The 13,431-nt window shown below is 61.5% G+C and carries 14 protein-coding genes and 1 tRNA gene; all 15 read right to left on the bottom strand.

The features are described from left to right. Positions 1 to 73: 73 nt before the first annotated feature. Positions 74 to 343, bottom strand: coding sequence for a 30S ribosomal protein S15 (gene rpsO, locus T31B1_RS16380; RefSeq protein ID WP_353250598.1), 270 nt, complete (start codon positions 341 to 343; stop codon positions 74 to 76). A 260-nt stretch (positions 344 to 603) separates the two neighbouring features. After that, positions 604 to 1,527, bottom strand: a complete 924-nt coding sequence (truB, locus tag T31B1_RS16375) for a tRNA pseudouridine(55) synthase TruB (RefSeq protein ID WP_353250597.1) — start codon at positions 1,525 to 1,527, stop codon at positions 604 to 606. Beyond that, positions 1,514 to 1,945 (bottom strand): 30S ribosome-binding factor RbfA, encoded by a 432-nt coding sequence (gene rbfA, locus T31B1_RS16370; RefSeq protein ID WP_353250596.1) that lies wholly within the window; start codon positions 1,943 to 1,945, stop codon positions 1,514 to 1,516. Before rbfA ends, truB begins: the two co-directional genes overlap by 14 nt. 26 nt (positions 1,946 to 1,971) lie before the next feature. Beyond that, the gene (gene infB / locus T31B1_RS16365; RefSeq protein ID WP_353250595.1) at positions 1,972 to 4,596 is read right to left on the bottom strand and encodes a translation initiation factor IF-2; all 2,625 of its coding nucleotides are present in this window, start codon (positions 4,594 to 4,596) and stop codon (positions 1,972 to 1,974) included. A 66-nt stretch (positions 4,597 to 4,662) separates the two neighbouring features. Further along, positions 4,663 to 6,189 carry a transcription termination factor NusA gene (gene nusA, locus T31B1_RS16360; RefSeq protein ID WP_353250594.1) on the bottom strand — a complete coding sequence of 509 codons (1,527 nt, stop codon included), beginning with the start codon at positions 6,187 to 6,189 and terminating at the stop codon, positions 4,663 to 4,665. A 60-nt stretch (positions 6,190 to 6,249) separates the two neighbouring features. After that, positions 6,250 to 6,702: a ribosome maturation factor RimP gene (gene rimP / locus T31B1_RS16355; RefSeq protein ID WP_353250593.1), complete on the bottom strand. Its 453-nt coding sequence runs from the start codon at positions 6,700 to 6,702 to the stop codon at positions 6,250 to 6,252. A gap of 75 nt (positions 6,703 to 6,777) precedes the next feature. Then, positions 6,778 to 6,854, bottom strand: a tRNA-Met gene (locus T31B1_RS16350). A gap of 162 nt (positions 6,855 to 7,016) precedes the next feature. Continuing rightward, positions 7,017 to 7,418 carry a CBS domain-containing protein gene (locus T31B1_RS16345; protein ID WP_353250592.1) on the bottom strand — a complete coding sequence of 134 codons (402 nt, stop codon included), beginning with the start codon at positions 7,416 to 7,418 and terminating at the stop codon, positions 7,017 to 7,019. Continuing rightward, positions 7,415 to 7,618 (bottom strand): hypothetical protein, encoded by a 204-nt coding sequence (locus T31B1_RS16340; protein ID WP_353250591.1) that lies wholly within the window; start codon positions 7,616 to 7,618, stop codon positions 7,415 to 7,417. Before T31B1_RS16340 ends, T31B1_RS16345 begins: the two co-directional genes overlap by 4 nt. Continuing rightward, positions 7,615 to 8,670 (bottom strand): FAD:protein FMN transferase, encoded by a 1,056-nt coding sequence (locus tag T31B1_RS16335; RefSeq protein ID WP_353250590.1) that lies wholly within the window; start codon positions 8,668 to 8,670, stop codon positions 7,615 to 7,617. Before T31B1_RS16335 ends, T31B1_RS16340 begins: the two co-directional genes overlap by 4 nt. Before the next feature lie 113 nt (positions 8,671 to 8,783). Beyond that, positions 8,784 to 10,013, bottom strand: a complete 1,230-nt coding sequence (nqrF, locus tag T31B1_RS16330) for an NADH:ubiquinone reductase (Na(+)-transporting) subunit F (RefSeq protein ID WP_353250589.1) — start codon at positions 10,011 to 10,013, stop codon at positions 8,784 to 8,786. 30 nt (positions 10,014 to 10,043) lie between these two features. Further along, positions 10,044 to 10,652 carry an NADH:ubiquinone reductase (Na(+)-transporting) subunit E gene (gene nqrE / locus T31B1_RS16325; RefSeq protein ID WP_353250588.1) on the bottom strand — a complete coding sequence of 203 codons (609 nt, stop codon included), beginning with the start codon at positions 10,650 to 10,652 and terminating at the stop codon, positions 10,044 to 10,046. A gap of 28 nt (positions 10,653 to 10,680) precedes the next feature. After that, positions 10,681 to 11,346 (bottom strand): NADH:ubiquinone reductase (Na(+)-transporting) subunit D, encoded by a 666-nt coding sequence (locus tag T31B1_RS16320; RefSeq protein ID WP_353250587.1) that lies wholly within the window; start codon positions 11,344 to 11,346, stop codon positions 10,681 to 10,683. 5 nt (positions 11,347 to 11,351) lie between these two features. Beyond that, positions 11,352 to 12,164 carry a Na(+)-translocating NADH-quinone reductase subunit C gene (locus tag T31B1_RS16315; RefSeq protein ID WP_353250586.1) on the bottom strand — a complete coding sequence of 271 codons (813 nt, stop codon included), beginning with the start codon at positions 12,162 to 12,164 and terminating at the stop codon, positions 11,352 to 11,354. Positions 12,165 to 12,167: 3 nt separating this feature from the next. Then, on the bottom strand, positions 12,168 to 13,430 hold the full coding sequence (locus tag T31B1_RS16310) for an NADH:ubiquinone reductase (Na(+)-transporting) subunit B (RefSeq protein WP_353250585.1): 1,263 nt from the start codon (positions 13,428 to 13,430) through the stop codon (positions 12,168 to 12,170). Between the last annotated feature and the right edge of the window lies 1 nt (position 13,431).

Raw genomic sequence — 13,431 nt, 5'->3', positions numbered from 1 at the left:
TTCTTCAAACAAAAAAGCGCCCGGCTCGGATCACCGAGGGGCGCTTTGCATTGGGCGCTCTATGCGTTGCCGCTTAGCGACGCAGGCCCAGGTCGCTGATTAAGGCCTTGTAGCGCGAAGCATCGTGGCGCTTGATGTAGTCCAGCAGCTTGCGGCGCTGGTTGACCATCTTGAGCAGACCACGGCGCGAATGATGATCGGCCTTGTGCTTATCGAAATGGGCACCGAGCTGACTGATACGAGTCGTCAGCAAGGCAACTTGCACCTCGGGAGAGCCGGTGTCACCGGTACCACGACTGTGCTTGTTGATGACTTCGGCTTTTTCTTCGGTGGACAGGGCCATGTTTACTCCAAATAACAATACAAACACCGCAGCCCCGCCCAGCTGGAAAGCCCGGCCTTTTCCAAACAGCGAACCGGGGTGAGCCGTTTGCTCTCATCCCCACTGAACGGTTTGGAAAAAGCCCGTGCAATCCATTCACCGGGCAGCAGCCGCCTGTGCCGCGAGGCGCATATTCTAGCGGCTTGTCACCGCGCTGTACAACACAGTTTCGCGGGACCGATGCCGTCAATCACCCATTGGTTGCCCGGCATCGGGCCAACTCAGCGCTGCGCGCGTGCAAACAGCCGGCGCGGGGCCAAACGACCGGCATCGTCGATATAGCCCAGACCGAGCAGACAGCCTTGCTCGTCCTCGATTCGCAGCGTTTCGGCTTGCGAGGCAGGCACATCGCACTCCACCGCCCGTCCGTGGCCCATGGCGGCGGCACGATCGGCATCGAGCACGACCCGGGGCCGGTCGGCGATCGCAATCGACACCGGCAACAGCCAGTCGCCGAGGTCATCGCCGCGCTCGGCACGCGCTTCGATCTCGGCCAACGGGGTCATGCCCAGGTCGCGACCCAATCTCCCAATGGCGGTGCGATGGAGCGTGCCCACATGGGCGACTCCGCCCCAGGCGGCTGCGATATCCTCGACCAGGGTCCGGATATAGGTGCCGCTGGATACGCGCGCTTCGAGCGTAAACGACTCAGCGTCGCAGTCCAGCAGCTGGATTTCATGCACGGTAATGTCGCGCGGCTCGCGTTCGATGGTCTCCCCGGCGCGCGCATGTTCGTAGAGACGCTTGCCGTCCTTCTTGAGCGCCGAGTACATCGGCGGAATCTGCTGCTGCGCGCCGACGAAATCGGCCAGGAGGGCATCCAGGCGCTCGCGATCCGGCATGGGCACATCGCTACGGGCAATGACCTCGCCTTCGCGGTCGCCGGTCGCGGTCTGGATACCGTGCAAGGCGGTCACCCGATAGCGTTTGTCCGCCGCCAACAGATACGACGACACCTTCGTCGCCTCCCCGAGGCAGACCGGCAACAGCCCGCTGGCCAGCGGGTCGAGACTGCCGGTATGGCCGGCCTTGCGAGCATCGAAGGCGCGCCGGACGCGCTGAAGCGCGGAATTCGACGAACAGCCCAGCGGTTTGTCCAACAGGACGATGCCGTCGATATCGCGCCCGCGTTTACGTCGGCCCATGGCCCGACGAAGAAGGCAGATCCTGCGAAGCATCCTCCGGATCGCCTGCGTGCTCCCGATCGGCGTCCACCGCGGCCTTGATGACGCTTTCCAGACGGTGGGCCTCACGCTCGGTGGCGTCCTCTATGAAGCGCAATTCCGGCATGACACGCAGATGCATCCGCTTGCCCAGCGCGCGTTTGAGAAAGCCGCGCGCGGCTCGCAGGCCGTCAAGCATATCGGGCACCGGATCGGCGCTGGCGGTCACATCAAAGCTGCCGACATAGACCTTGGCATATTTCAGATCCGGCGAGACCTCGACGTCGGTAATCGCGACCAGACGAACGCGAGGATCCTTGACTTCAGTGGTTAGCAAGATCCCGAGCTCACGCTTGAGCTCTTCGGCGACACGATGACGACGCGTGAATTCCCTCGGCATTGCGATATCCGCCTGCCGCGGCCCGCTTACGCGGGCTCTGCGGTCTGGACTTCTCTCTGGACCTCGGTGCGTTCGTACACCTCGATCTGGTCACCCGGCTTGATATCGTTGTAGTTCTTGACGCCGATACCACACTCGGTGCCCGCCGGTACCCGGTTGACGTCGTCCTTGTGCCGACGCAGCGACTCCAGTTCGCCTTCGTAAATCACGACGTTATCCCGCAATACGCGAATCGGCTGGCCACGTACGACGTTGCCGTCGGCGACCAGACAACCGGCGATCGCACCCAGCTTGGATGAGCGGAAGACATCGCGCACTTCGGCCAGACCGATGATTTCCTCGCGAAGTTCGGTGCCAAGCAGGCCACTCACCGCGTCGGTGACGTCCTGGATGGCCTCGTAGATCACGCTGTAATAGCGCACATCCACACCGGATTCCTGGATCGACTTCCGCGCCTTGGCATCGGCACGCACGTTGAACCCGAGGATGATGGCCTGCGAAGCGAGCGCCAGCTCGACGTCCGACTCGCTGATACCGCCCACACCGCTGGAGATGATCCGGATCTTGACCTCTTCGGATGGGATCTTGCCCAGCGATTCGACCAGTGCTTCCACACTGCCCTGCACGTCACCCTTGATGAGCAGATTGAGATCCTTGCTTTTGGCCGGACCGTCCTCTCCGATGGCCGAAAAGACCTCTTCGAGGCGAGCGGCCTGCTGCTGGGCAAGCTTGTTCTCGCGGCGATGCTCCTCACGCTGTTCGGCGATCTCGCGGGCCCGCTTTTCGTTGGCGACGACGAACGCATCGTCGCCGGCCTCGGGCGTACCCGACAGGCCGAGCACCTCCACCGGAATGGACGGGCCGGCCGATTTAACCTGCTCGCCGAGCTCGTTGAACATGGCGCGGACACGCCCGAAGTGCGGGCCAGCCAGAATACTGTCGCCACGCTTGAGCGTGCCGGCCTTGACCAGAATCGTGGCGACCGGCCCACGGCCCTTCTCGAGGCTGGATTCGATGACGGTGCCACGTGCGGGCACATCCACCGGCGCCTTGAACTCGCTGACCTCGGCCTGCAACAGGATAGCGTCGAGCAGATCGTCGACACCCTCGCCCGTGTGCGAGGACACCGGAACGATCTGGATATCGCCGCCCCAATCCTCGGGAATGATGTCTTCGGCAGCGAGACCCGATTTCACCTTCTCGATGTCTGCGCTCGACACGTCCATCTTGGTCACCGCAACCACGATCGGCACGCCCGCAGCGCGCGCGTGCTGGATCGATTCCTTGGTCTGCGGCATGACGCCGTCGTCGGCGGCTACGATCAGAATCGCAATGTCGGTGATCTCGGCGCCACGTGCCCGCATCCGGGTGAACGCCGCATGGCCGGGCGTATCGATAAACGTGATCGCGCCCTTGGCGTGCTTCACGTGATACGCGCCGATATGCTGGGTGATGCCGCCAGCCTCGCCCGCCTGGACCTTGGTACGACGGATATAGTCGAGCAGCGACGTCTTGCCGTGGTCGACGTGACCCATGATGGTCACGACCGGGGCACGCGAGACGCCTTCGACTTCCTGCTCCTCGGCGCGTACTTCCTCGACCAGCGCCTCTTCGGCGCTTTCAGTCTTGACCATCTTCGGGTTATGGCCCATCTCCTCGACGAGAATGGTCGCCGTATCCTGGTCGACCGTCTGGTTGATGGTGGCCATGACACCGAGCTTCATCATGCGCTTGATCAGGTCGCCACCCTTGACGGCCATCCGCTGAGCCAGCTCGGCCACGGTGATGAGCTCCGGAATTTCGACGTCGCGAACCACCGGTGCGGTCGGACGCTCGAAACCATGATCGGTCGCCACATTGACCTTGGCGCCCCGTGTGACGCGTTTCTTCTTGCTCTTGCGGCGGCCCTGCTTGCCCTCGGCGACATGGAGCTCCGTGCGCTTGCCGCGATTGCGCTCACGCTCGACATCCTCTTCGGTCCGACCGTGGCTCTCGGCGGCGCGGCGCAGATTTTCCTGCGCACGCGAGCGCGCGTCGTCGACCTTGACCGTACGCTTGGCGCGCTCTTTCTCGAGCGCCTCGCGGTCGGCCTGCTCCTGGGCAGCGCGCTGGGCTGCGACCTCGGCGTCTCGCTTGGCCTTTTCCTCAGCCTTGAGGCGTTCGGCCTCCTCGCGCTCGCGCTGTGCCTCGGCTTCTGCACGCTCGGCTTCTGCACGCTCGGCCTCGGCCTTTTCGGCCTCGATCTTTGCCTGTTCCTGTGCAGCGCTGTCCTGAGCCGCCTTGGCCTGCTCTTCGGCTTCCCGTGCCTTGTCTTCCTCGGCCTGCTGTGCACGATTGACATAAGTCCGGCGCTTGCGCACCTCGACGCTTACCGTGCGGCCCGAGGTCGCACCGCGACCGGTGTTGACCTTGAGTTCCGAGGTCGACCGACGACGCAACGAGACCTTGCTTCGTCCACCGGTGCTCAGCTTGCCGCTTTTACCGGTCGAGCCGACATCGCGCAGATGCCGCAGCAGCTTGAGCTTGTCGTCATCGTTGATCTGATCGGTTTCCGACGACGCGGTCACACCCGCCTCGGCCAAGCGCGAGATCAGTCGCTCCACCGGAATTCCGACTTCCGATGCCAGCTGTTTGACTGTCGTTTGCGCCATATTCTGATTACTCCATGGGTCCCGAGGCGGTTACTCGCCGCGGCGGGCCCCGTTAATTCGGGACAATTATTCGGCGCCGGCCTGCTCGTCGGCAAACCAGTGAGCACGTGCCGCCATGATCAGACGACCGGCCTCCGCCTCATCCATTTCGACGAGTTCGGCCAACTCGTCGGCACCCAGATCCGCCAGGTCGTCGCGCGAGACCACGCCCTTGGCCGCCAACGCGGCCGCCAATTCGGGGTCGACACCGTCGACCTCGAGGAGATCGTCCTGCGGGGCGACGTCGGTTCCTTCGGCGCTGGAAATGGCCTTGGACAGCAGATAGTCGCGCGCACGGTTGCGCAGTTCCTCGACTATATCCTCGTCGAACTCCTCGATCTCGAGCAACTCGGCGACCGGGATATAGGCGATTTCCTCGGTCGTGGTGAAACCCTCCTGAACCAGGATCACCGCAACCTCGTCATCGACATCCAGCTGTTCGCGGAACATCGCCTGTAGGGCTTCGCCTTCTGCTTCACTCTTGGCGTCCGCGTCTTCCAGCGTCATCACGTTCAACTGCCAGCCGGTCAGCTCGGAGGCCAGCCGGATGTTCTGGCCGCCCCGGCCGATCGCCTTGGCCAGCACGTCTTCGGCCACGGCCAGATCCATGCTCCCGGAATCCTCGTCCAGCACGATCGACTCGACCTCGGCAGGCGCCATGGCGTTGATCACGAACTGGGCCGGATTCTCGTTCCACATGATGATGTCGATACGTTCGCCGGCGAGCTCGTTCGACACGCTCTGTACGCGCGAACCGCGCATGCCGACGCAGGCGCCCACCGGATCAATGCGTCGATCCTTGGCGAGCACTGAAATCTTGGCACGAAGCCCAGGATCGCGCGCAGCACCGCGGAGCTCGATCAGCCCCTGACCGACTTCCGGGACCTCAAGCTTGAACAACTCGATGAGAAACTGCGGCTTGGTACGCGAGACGAACAATTGCGGACCGCGCTGCTCAGGGCGCACGTCATACAGAAAACCACGCACTCGATCCCCGGGCCGCATGGGCTCACGCGGGATCATCTGATCTCGGGGAATGATCGCCTCGGCGTTACCACCCAGATCCAGTATAACCGCACCTCGCTCCATGCGCTTGACCAGCCCGGTGATCAGCTCGCCCACGCGGTGCTGGTATTGCTCCACGATCTGGGCGCGCTCGGCTTCACGCACCTTCTGCACGATGACCTGCTTTGCGGCCTGCGCAGCGATACGGCCGAACTCGACCGACTCCATCGGCTCTTCGATGAAATCGCCGCGCTGCAGCGCCGGATCCTTTTCCTGCGCGGCTTCGAGCGATATCTGACGATCGGGCGCATCGATGAACACGGGTTCGCCGTCTTCATTTTCTGCGCCCGGCTCGATCACCTCCCAGCGGCGAAAGGTTTCGTAATGGCCGCTCTTGCGGTCGACATCAACCCGCACAGCGATCTCGCCGCCATGCTTCTTGCGGGTCGCGGACGCCAGTGCGGCCTCGATCGCCTCGAAGATGATTTCCTTGTCGACGCCTTTTTCGTTGGAGACCGCTTCGGCGACCAAAAGGACATTCTTGTTCATCGCTGCCACCCGAAATCGTTCGTGTTGCGTTTGACCGGTGCGCCCTTGTGCGTGGCGGCTCTACTCTTCAAATACCGGCTCCAGTCGTGCCTTGGCCATGTCACCCGTCGAGAGACTGTATGTCTGGTCGCCACAGCCAAAATCAACCGTATCGCCGTTGACCGCCAGAATCACGCCGCGCAGCTTGCGTTTGCCGTCCACCGGCGCATACATGTTGATGCGCGCTCTTTCACCGATGAACCGCCGGAAATGCTCAGCAGTAATCAGCGGTCGATCAAGCCCCGGGGAGGATACCTCCAGCTGATACTCGCCGCCGCTCGCATCCTCAACATCCAGCACCGCGCTGACTTCACGGCTGACCTTCTCACAATCCTCGAGCGCGATGCCGTCGGGCGCATCGATATACAACCGCAAAATACTGCTGCGGCCCGCGCCGGTGGATTCAAGATGCCATAGCTCGTAGCCGAGATCGGCGACGACCGGGGCGAGTAGATGATGAAGCCGTTGCGACATAGAACGCCAGAAGGGCGATACGAATCGCCAGTAAAAAAAAAGCCCCTCATCGGGGGCTTTTCACTAACCAAGATGTGGTAGCGGGGGCAGGATTCGAACCTGCGACCTTCGGGTTATGAGCCCGACGAGCTGCCAGACTGCTCCACCCCGCACCCGATGAGCTGCGCATTATATTGATGCGCTTCGACTAACGCAAGCCTTGTGAGAAATTATTTTTAACTCAGTGGCTTCGCGTTTCCGATGGTTCGTAGTGTACTAAATTCGACATGGCATGGCGAGCCCCGAAAGGACATCGACCGTGCCGGCGGCCCTCTCTACCGCTGTCGGACGAAGGCACGCAACACATCACGACGAGTGATCATGCCGACCAACCGACTATCCTTGAGCACCGGCAGGGTCTTGACCGGTGTATCACGAAAAATGCGCGCGGCGGCCACGATACTGTCTTCGGCATCGACGGTATGGATGGTGGTGGACATCAACGTACCCACCTTGCCAGCCGGGTCGTCGTAATAACCGGAATCCAGCGCTACCGCCATGACGTCGCGCTCAGAAAGGAAGCCGACGATATTGCCAAGCTGGTCGAGCACCGGAGCGCCCGAGACTTCCTGCTCAAGCAGCTGATCTACCGCGCGCAGCACGGCGGTCTCCGGCGTGAACGACACCATGACCTCGCGCATGTGGTCCTTGATGATCAAGGTACTCGACGCGTTCATCCGTGGCTCCGCAGTCCATCGCCAGGTGCGTCCTCGGTCGGGCAGCTGCCGCCTTTGCTACAAGCACAGTCACCACCCCCAACGCCGCCACAGCTCCCCTTGATCTCACGACCGGTGACCATGACGCCGATCGCCATGGCGCCGACCACGGCAGCCATCACACCGAACGCAACAAGAATGAGAACGAAAAACTGCGTCATGGGGCCTCCTTCAGATAGGGCTCGAACGCCTTGGAGTTAGACTCAGTATACGCGTCGTCGTTCCCCCGAACGAACAAGGCCGCGATGCCATTGGCATTGGCATATCGCAAACCGGCCTCCGGGCCCATGACCAGCAACGCGGTCGCCATGGCATCGGCTGTCATCGCGTCCTGCGCAATCACGGTCACCGCTCGCAAGTCGTGTGCGACCGGCCGCCCGGTTCGCGGGTCGATCGTATGCGAGAACCGGTGGCCGTCGAGTTCGAAATAATCGCGATAATCACCCGAGGTCGTCATTCCGGCATCGGCCAACCCCACGACACGTTCAATCGTGCGCACCCCCGCCTCCGGTTTTTCCACGCCGATGCGCCACGGTTTGTCCGATTCCTTCGTGCCTTGAGCGTAGAGCTCGCCGCCCAGTTCGGCCAGAAAATGCTCGGCGCCGAGTTGCCGAAGCGCATCGGCAATTCGGTCGACCGTATAACCCTGGGCCAGCCCGGCCAGATCCAGCGTGATGCCGTCGACTTTCTTGCGAAGCGCGGGGGGCTCCATGCGGACATCGATCTGTCCGATGCCTGTTTTTTCTCTGGCCGCATTGAGCGTTTCAGTGGTTGGCAGCTTACTGGGCACGTCTGCACCCGCACCAAAGCCCCACACCTTCAGGATTGGCCCCAGGGTGACATCGAACGCGCCGTTGGTCTGACGACCCAGCGCCAATGCCTGACGGGTGATCTTTGCCAGATCGCCGGATACCGGCACCCATTCACCGGCCGGCGCACGGTTGAATCGGGAGATTTCGGAGTCGTCACGCCAGGTCGACATCTGATCATCAACCGTATCGATCACCCGTTGAACGGCAGACGCGACCGATGCCTGGTCAACGCCATCCGGTGACATGACGGTCACGTTGAATGTCGTCCCCTGGGCCGGACCGCTGACCCGGATGGGTTCGTCGCGCGGACTGCAACCGGCCAGCGCGATCGCACACACCCAGAGAATCAGCAACCGACCATACCGGCCGGCGCGTGCTGTCTGTGTTTTCGGGTCTTGCATCAATCGGTCTTTATAAGGTCGTGGTGGTGATCGGCGGTCTTCCACAAAAAACCCCGCGCAGCGGACTGACACGGGGCTGAGGGCGCGGCTATGCCGACAGTCGACGATGACGATCAGCCGCCAAAATCGTCCAGCATGATGTTTTCCGGCTCGACGCCCAGATCCTCGAGCATGTTGATCACCGACGCATTCATGATCGGCGGACCGCACAGATAGTACTCACAATCCTCCGGCGCAGGGTGGTCCTTCAGGTAACGCTCGTAGAGGACGTTGTGGATGAATCCGGTCTCACCCTGCCATTCGTCTTCTTCCTTGGCGTCCGACAGCGCCACGGTCCACTCGAAGTTGTCGTGTTCTGCGGCGAGCTTGTCGAAATCGCCGACATAGAACATCTCGCGCTTCGAGCGCGCGCCGTACCAGAAACTCATCTTGCGGTCGGTTTTAATACGTCCGAGTTGATCGAAGATGTGCGAACGCATCGGCGCCATGCCGGCGCCGCCGCCGACGAATACCATTTCGGCATCGGTATCCTTCGCAAAGAACTCGCCGAAGGGCCCCGAAATCGTGACCTCATCGCCCGGCTTGAGACCGAAGATGTAGGAACTCATTTCACCAGGCTTGACGTCCGGGTTGCGCGGCGGCGGCGTGGCAATACGCACGTTGAGCATGATGATGCCCGCCTCTTCCGGATAGTTCGCCATCGAATAAGCACGGGTGACCGTTTCATCCACCCGCGAGACGTAGCGCCACAGATTATGGGTGTCCCAGTCCTCGTGGAAACGCTCGTCAATGACGAAATCCTTGTACGCAACTTCGTGCGGCGGGCAGCTGATCTGAATATAGCCGCCGGCACGGAAGTTCACGTGTTCGCCTTCGGGCAACTCGAGTACCAATTCCTTGATGAAGGTGGCCACGTTGTCGTTCGAGCGGACCTTGCACTTCCACTGTTTCACGCCGAAGACTTCTTCGGGCACGCGAATCTTCATGTCCTGCTTGACGGTTACCTGACAGGACAAGCGATCGCCCTCGCGCGCTTCGCGCTTGTTGATATGCGACTCCTCGGTCGGCAGGATCGCACCGCCCCCGTCCAGAACCTTCACGCGACACTGTGCACAGGTGCCGCCGCCGCCGCAGGCCGACGAGACATACAGCTTGGAGTCGGCCAAAGCGCCCAGCAGCTTGCTGCCGACCGGTGCCTTGATCGTTTTCTCGCCGTTGATCTCGATATTGACGTTGCCCGTAGCCACGAGGCGCGACTTGGCCAGCAGGATCACCACGACCAGGAACAGGACGACGCCGGTGAACACCGTCACACCCAGACTGATTTGTGCTACTTCACCCATGGTTGTCTCGTTTTCGCAAGATCGTGGTCCTTAAAGCTGAATGCCCGAGAAAGCCATGAACCCGAGCGACATCAGGCCGACCGTGATGAAGGTGATGCCCAGACCCTGAAGCCCTTCCGGCACGTCCGAGTACTTGAGCTTCTCACGCACGCCGGCCAGAGCCGCAATCGCCAGGGCCCACCCGATGCCGCTGCCGAAACCGTAGGTCAGACTCTCGCCGAAACCGTAGTCGCGCTCGACCATGAATAGCGAGCCACCCATGATTGCGCAGTTGACCGTGATCAACGGCAGGAAGATACCCAGCGCGCTGTGCAGCGCCGGCATGAAGCGATCCAGAAACATTTCGAGAATCTGGACAATGGCGGCAATCACGCCGATGTAGCTGATCAGTCCGAGGAAGCTCAGATCCACATCGGGCAGACCGGCCCAGGCCAGCGCGCCGTCCTTGAGCAGATGCTGATAGATCAGATTGTTGACCGGCACGGTCAGCCCCTGGACCACGATCACGGCAATACCGAGACCGATGGCCGTCGAGATCTTCTTGGACAGCGCCAGGAACGTGCACATGCCGAGAAAGAACGCGAGCGCCAGGTTCTCGATGAAAACCGACTTGATCAGAATACTGAGATAGTCTTCCATGCGACTCTCCGATTAAACGCGGGCGCGCTTAAACCACTTCGGTGCGATGCACCTGATGGATCTGATACTCGGCCTGTTCGACCTGCTCGGATTTCCAGCTGCGCAGACCCCAGATGAGAAAGCCGATGATGAAGAACGCGCTCGGCGGCAACAGCATGATGCCCAGCGGCACATACCAGCCGCCGGCACTGGCCAGCGTAAAGATCTGATAACCGAGGATCGAACCGGAACCGAACAGTTCACGAATCGTGCCTACCAGGATCAGGATCAGGCTGTAACCGAGCCCGTTGCCGATGCCGTCCAGAAACGCCAGACCCGGCGGCTCCTTCATCGCGAACGCCTCGGCCCGGCCCATGACGATGCAGTTGGTGATGATCAGACCCACGAACACCGACATGGACTTCGCCAGATCGAACGCAAACGCCTTGAGCAACTGGTCGACCACGATGACCAGCGAGGCGATGATGGTCATCTGCACGATGATGCGGATACTCGAGGGAATGAAATTCCGAATCAGGCTGATCGAGAAGTTCGAGCATGCGGTGACCGCCGTGAGTGCGACACTCATCAGCAACGCGGTCGCAACCTGATTGGTAACCGCCAGTGCACTGCAGATACCGAGGATCTGTAGTGCGATGGGATTGTTGTTGACCAGCGGTTCGGTCAACACCTTCATTGCCTGACTCTGTGCCATAACGACTAACCCTCCGCGGCGAGCTTGCCGCTCCGGATATTCTTGAGGAAGGGCTCGAAACCGTTCTCACCCATCCAGTAATGAATCATGTTCGAGACACCGCGACTGGTCAGCGTAGCCCCGGACAGGCCGTCGACCTTGTACTCCGCGTTGGGCGTATTCGCGCCCACGCTGCCCTTGATCACGCTCAGCCGGACGTCATCGCCGTTGTCGCCATAGATCTGCTTGCCGTCCCATTTGGCACGCCAGCGCGGGTTCTCCACCTCACCACCAAGACCCGGCGTTTCACCCTGCTCGTAGTACTTGATGCCGTCTACCGTGTTGGCATCGGGCTCCAGGGCGAGGAATCCGTACATCGTGGACCACAAGCCGTATCCGTGGATGGGCAGCACGATACGGCTCAGCTTGCCCTGCTCGTCGTGTACCAGATAGACCTCAGCATACTTGGCTCGTCGCTTGATATCGGCAATATCGTCGCTCGGCGCGATCTTGATGCTCTTATCCGGGTCCGAGGCCGCAGCACGCTGGTCGTACTTGGACACGTCGACGTCCTTGGCATACTCACCCGTGGCCAGATCCACCACACGCAAGTCGATCCGGTCGCGGAACACGGCGTTGACGTCGACATCGGGCCCGGTCGGCAGGCCCGCGACGTCGAGGATGTTGCTGCGCCGGTCCGCCTTGGCGTTGACCGTCTGCAGCGGCTTCAAAAACGTCGCCGCGGAGGCCACGAGTACCGAGCAGACCAGACAGACAGCCAGTGCGACTACTACGATATAGCCGACGCCGTCACGGGAGAAACTGATGATTCCGGGCATGATTTACTCCGCGGCCACGGTGTCCTGACCCGCCGTCTCCGGCGACCCGGCCCGACGACTGGCCAGACGCTTCTGACGGCGACGCACATTCGCTTGCACCACAAAATAGTCGATCAGCGGCGCGAAGATGTTACCGAACAGAATCGCGAGCATGATGCCTTCCGGAAACGCCGGGTTGATCACGCGTACGAGACCGGTCATGACGCCGATCAGACCACCGTAGATGAGCCGGCCGGTGTTGGTCATCGCGGCGCTGACCGGGTCCGTGGCCATGAATACCGCACCGAAGGCGAACCCGCCGATCACGAGGTGCCAGTACCACGGCATGGCGAACATGAGGTTGCTTTCGCTGCCGATCAGATTGAACAGCAGGGTCACTGCAACCAGGCCACCGACACAGCCGGCCATGATTCGCCAGGACGCGACGCGTGTGTAGAGCAAGAACGCGGCGCCGAGCAGAATCGCCAGTGTAGACGTCGAGCCTATCGAGCCCTGGATATCGCCGGCAAACGCATCCCACCAGGTGATCTGGCTCGTGATGGCACTCATGCCATCGGTCGCGCCCAGGCCCAACGGCGTGGCCGCGGACCAACCGTCCAGCGCCGTCCATACGCTATCGCCCGACATGTAAGCCGGAAAGGCAAAGAACAGGAATGCACGACCAGTCAGCGCCGGGTTGAGGAAGTTCTTGCCGGTGCCGCCGAAGACCTCCTTGCCCACCACGATGCCAAAGCTGATGCCCAGCGCCGCCTGCCATAAAGGCAGCGCCGGCGGCAACGTGAGCGTGTAGAGAATCGAAGTGGCGAAGAAGCCTTCGTTGATCTCGTGATTGCGAACCGCCGCGAACAGCGCTTCCCAGAGGCCGCCGACAACGAAAGTCACGAAATACAGGGGTGCGAAATACCAGAAGCCGAGCACGAAGTTATCCCAGAAACTCTGGGGGTCGTGCGACACGCCCATCAGCTGCAACGGCAGCTGGCGCCAGTTGTCGACCGTGGAAACACCCATCTGCCCCATGGCCAGATTCGCCTGGAAACCGGTATTCCAGCAGGCCATGAAGATACACGGAAACGTCGCCAGCCAGACATAGATCATCACCCGCTTGAGATCAATGCCGTCGCGCACATGCGGTGCCGCCCGGGTCGTATCCGCCGGGGAATAGAGGAACGTATCCACCATCTCGTAGAGCGCATAGAAGCGCTCATAGCGCCCGCCCTTGGCGAACAGTGGGTGCAAGCGATCCAGGGTATGTCTCAGACCGGCCATA

This window comes from Salinisphaera sp. T31B1, assembly GCF_040361275.1.
In the GTDB taxonomy this organism is placed as follows: Bacteria; Pseudomonadota; Gammaproteobacteria; order Nevskiales; family Salinisphaeraceae; genus Salinisphaera.
This window is presented reverse-complemented; position numbering and strand designations above follow the sequence as displayed.

Bases quoted from the DNA above. Each gene is read 5' to 3' on its own strand.
- rpsO (WP_353250598.1), bottom strand. From the start codon at position 343: ATGGCCCTGTCCACCGAAGAAAAAGCCGAAGTCATCAACAAGCACAGT.
- truB (WP_353250597.1), bottom strand. From the start codon at position 1,527: ATGGGCCGACGTAAACGCGGGCGCGATATCGACGGCATCGTCCTGTTG.
- rbfA (WP_353250596.1), bottom strand. From the start codon at position 1,945: ATGCCGAGGGAATTCACGCGTCGTCATCGTGTCGCCGAAGAGCTCAAG.
- infB (WP_353250595.1), bottom strand. From the start codon at position 4,596: ATGGCGCAAACGACAGTCAAACAGCTGGCATCGGAAGTCGGAATTCCG.
- nusA (WP_353250594.1), bottom strand. From the start codon at position 6,189: ATGAACAAGAATGTCCTTTTGGTCGCCGAAGCGGTCTCCAACGAAAAA.
- rimP (WP_353250593.1), bottom strand. From the start codon at position 6,702: ATGTCGCAACGGCTTCATCATCTACTCGCCCCGGTCGTCGCCGATCTC.
- T31B1_RS16345 (WP_353250592.1), bottom strand. From the start codon at position 7,418: ATGAACGCGTCGAGTACCTTGATCATCAAGGACCACATGCGCGAGGTC.
- T31B1_RS16340 (WP_353250591.1), bottom strand. From the start codon at position 7,618: ATGACGCAGTTTTTCGTTCTCATTCTTGTTGCGTTCGGTGTGATGGCT.
- T31B1_RS16335 (WP_353250590.1), bottom strand. From the start codon at position 8,670: ATGCAAGACCCGAAAACACAGACAGCACGCGCCGGCCGGTATGGTCGG.
- nqrF (WP_353250589.1), bottom strand. From the start codon at position 10,013: ATGGGTGAAGTAGCACAAATCAGTCTGGGTGTGACGGTGTTCACCGGC.
- nqrE (WP_353250588.1), bottom strand. From the start codon at position 10,652: ATGGAAGACTATCTCAGTATTCTGATCAAGTCGGTTTTCATCGAGAAC.
- T31B1_RS16320 (WP_353250587.1), bottom strand. From the start codon at position 11,346: ATGGCACAGAGTCAGGCAATGAAGGTGTTGACCGAACCGCTGGTCAAC.
- T31B1_RS16315 (WP_353250586.1), bottom strand. From the start codon at position 12,164: ATGCCCGGAATCATCAGTTTCTCCCGTGACGGCGTCGGCTATATCGTA.
- T31B1_RS16310 (WP_353250585.1), bottom strand. From the start codon at position 13,430: ATGGCCGGTCTGAGACATACCCTGGATCGCTTGCACCCACTGTTCGCC.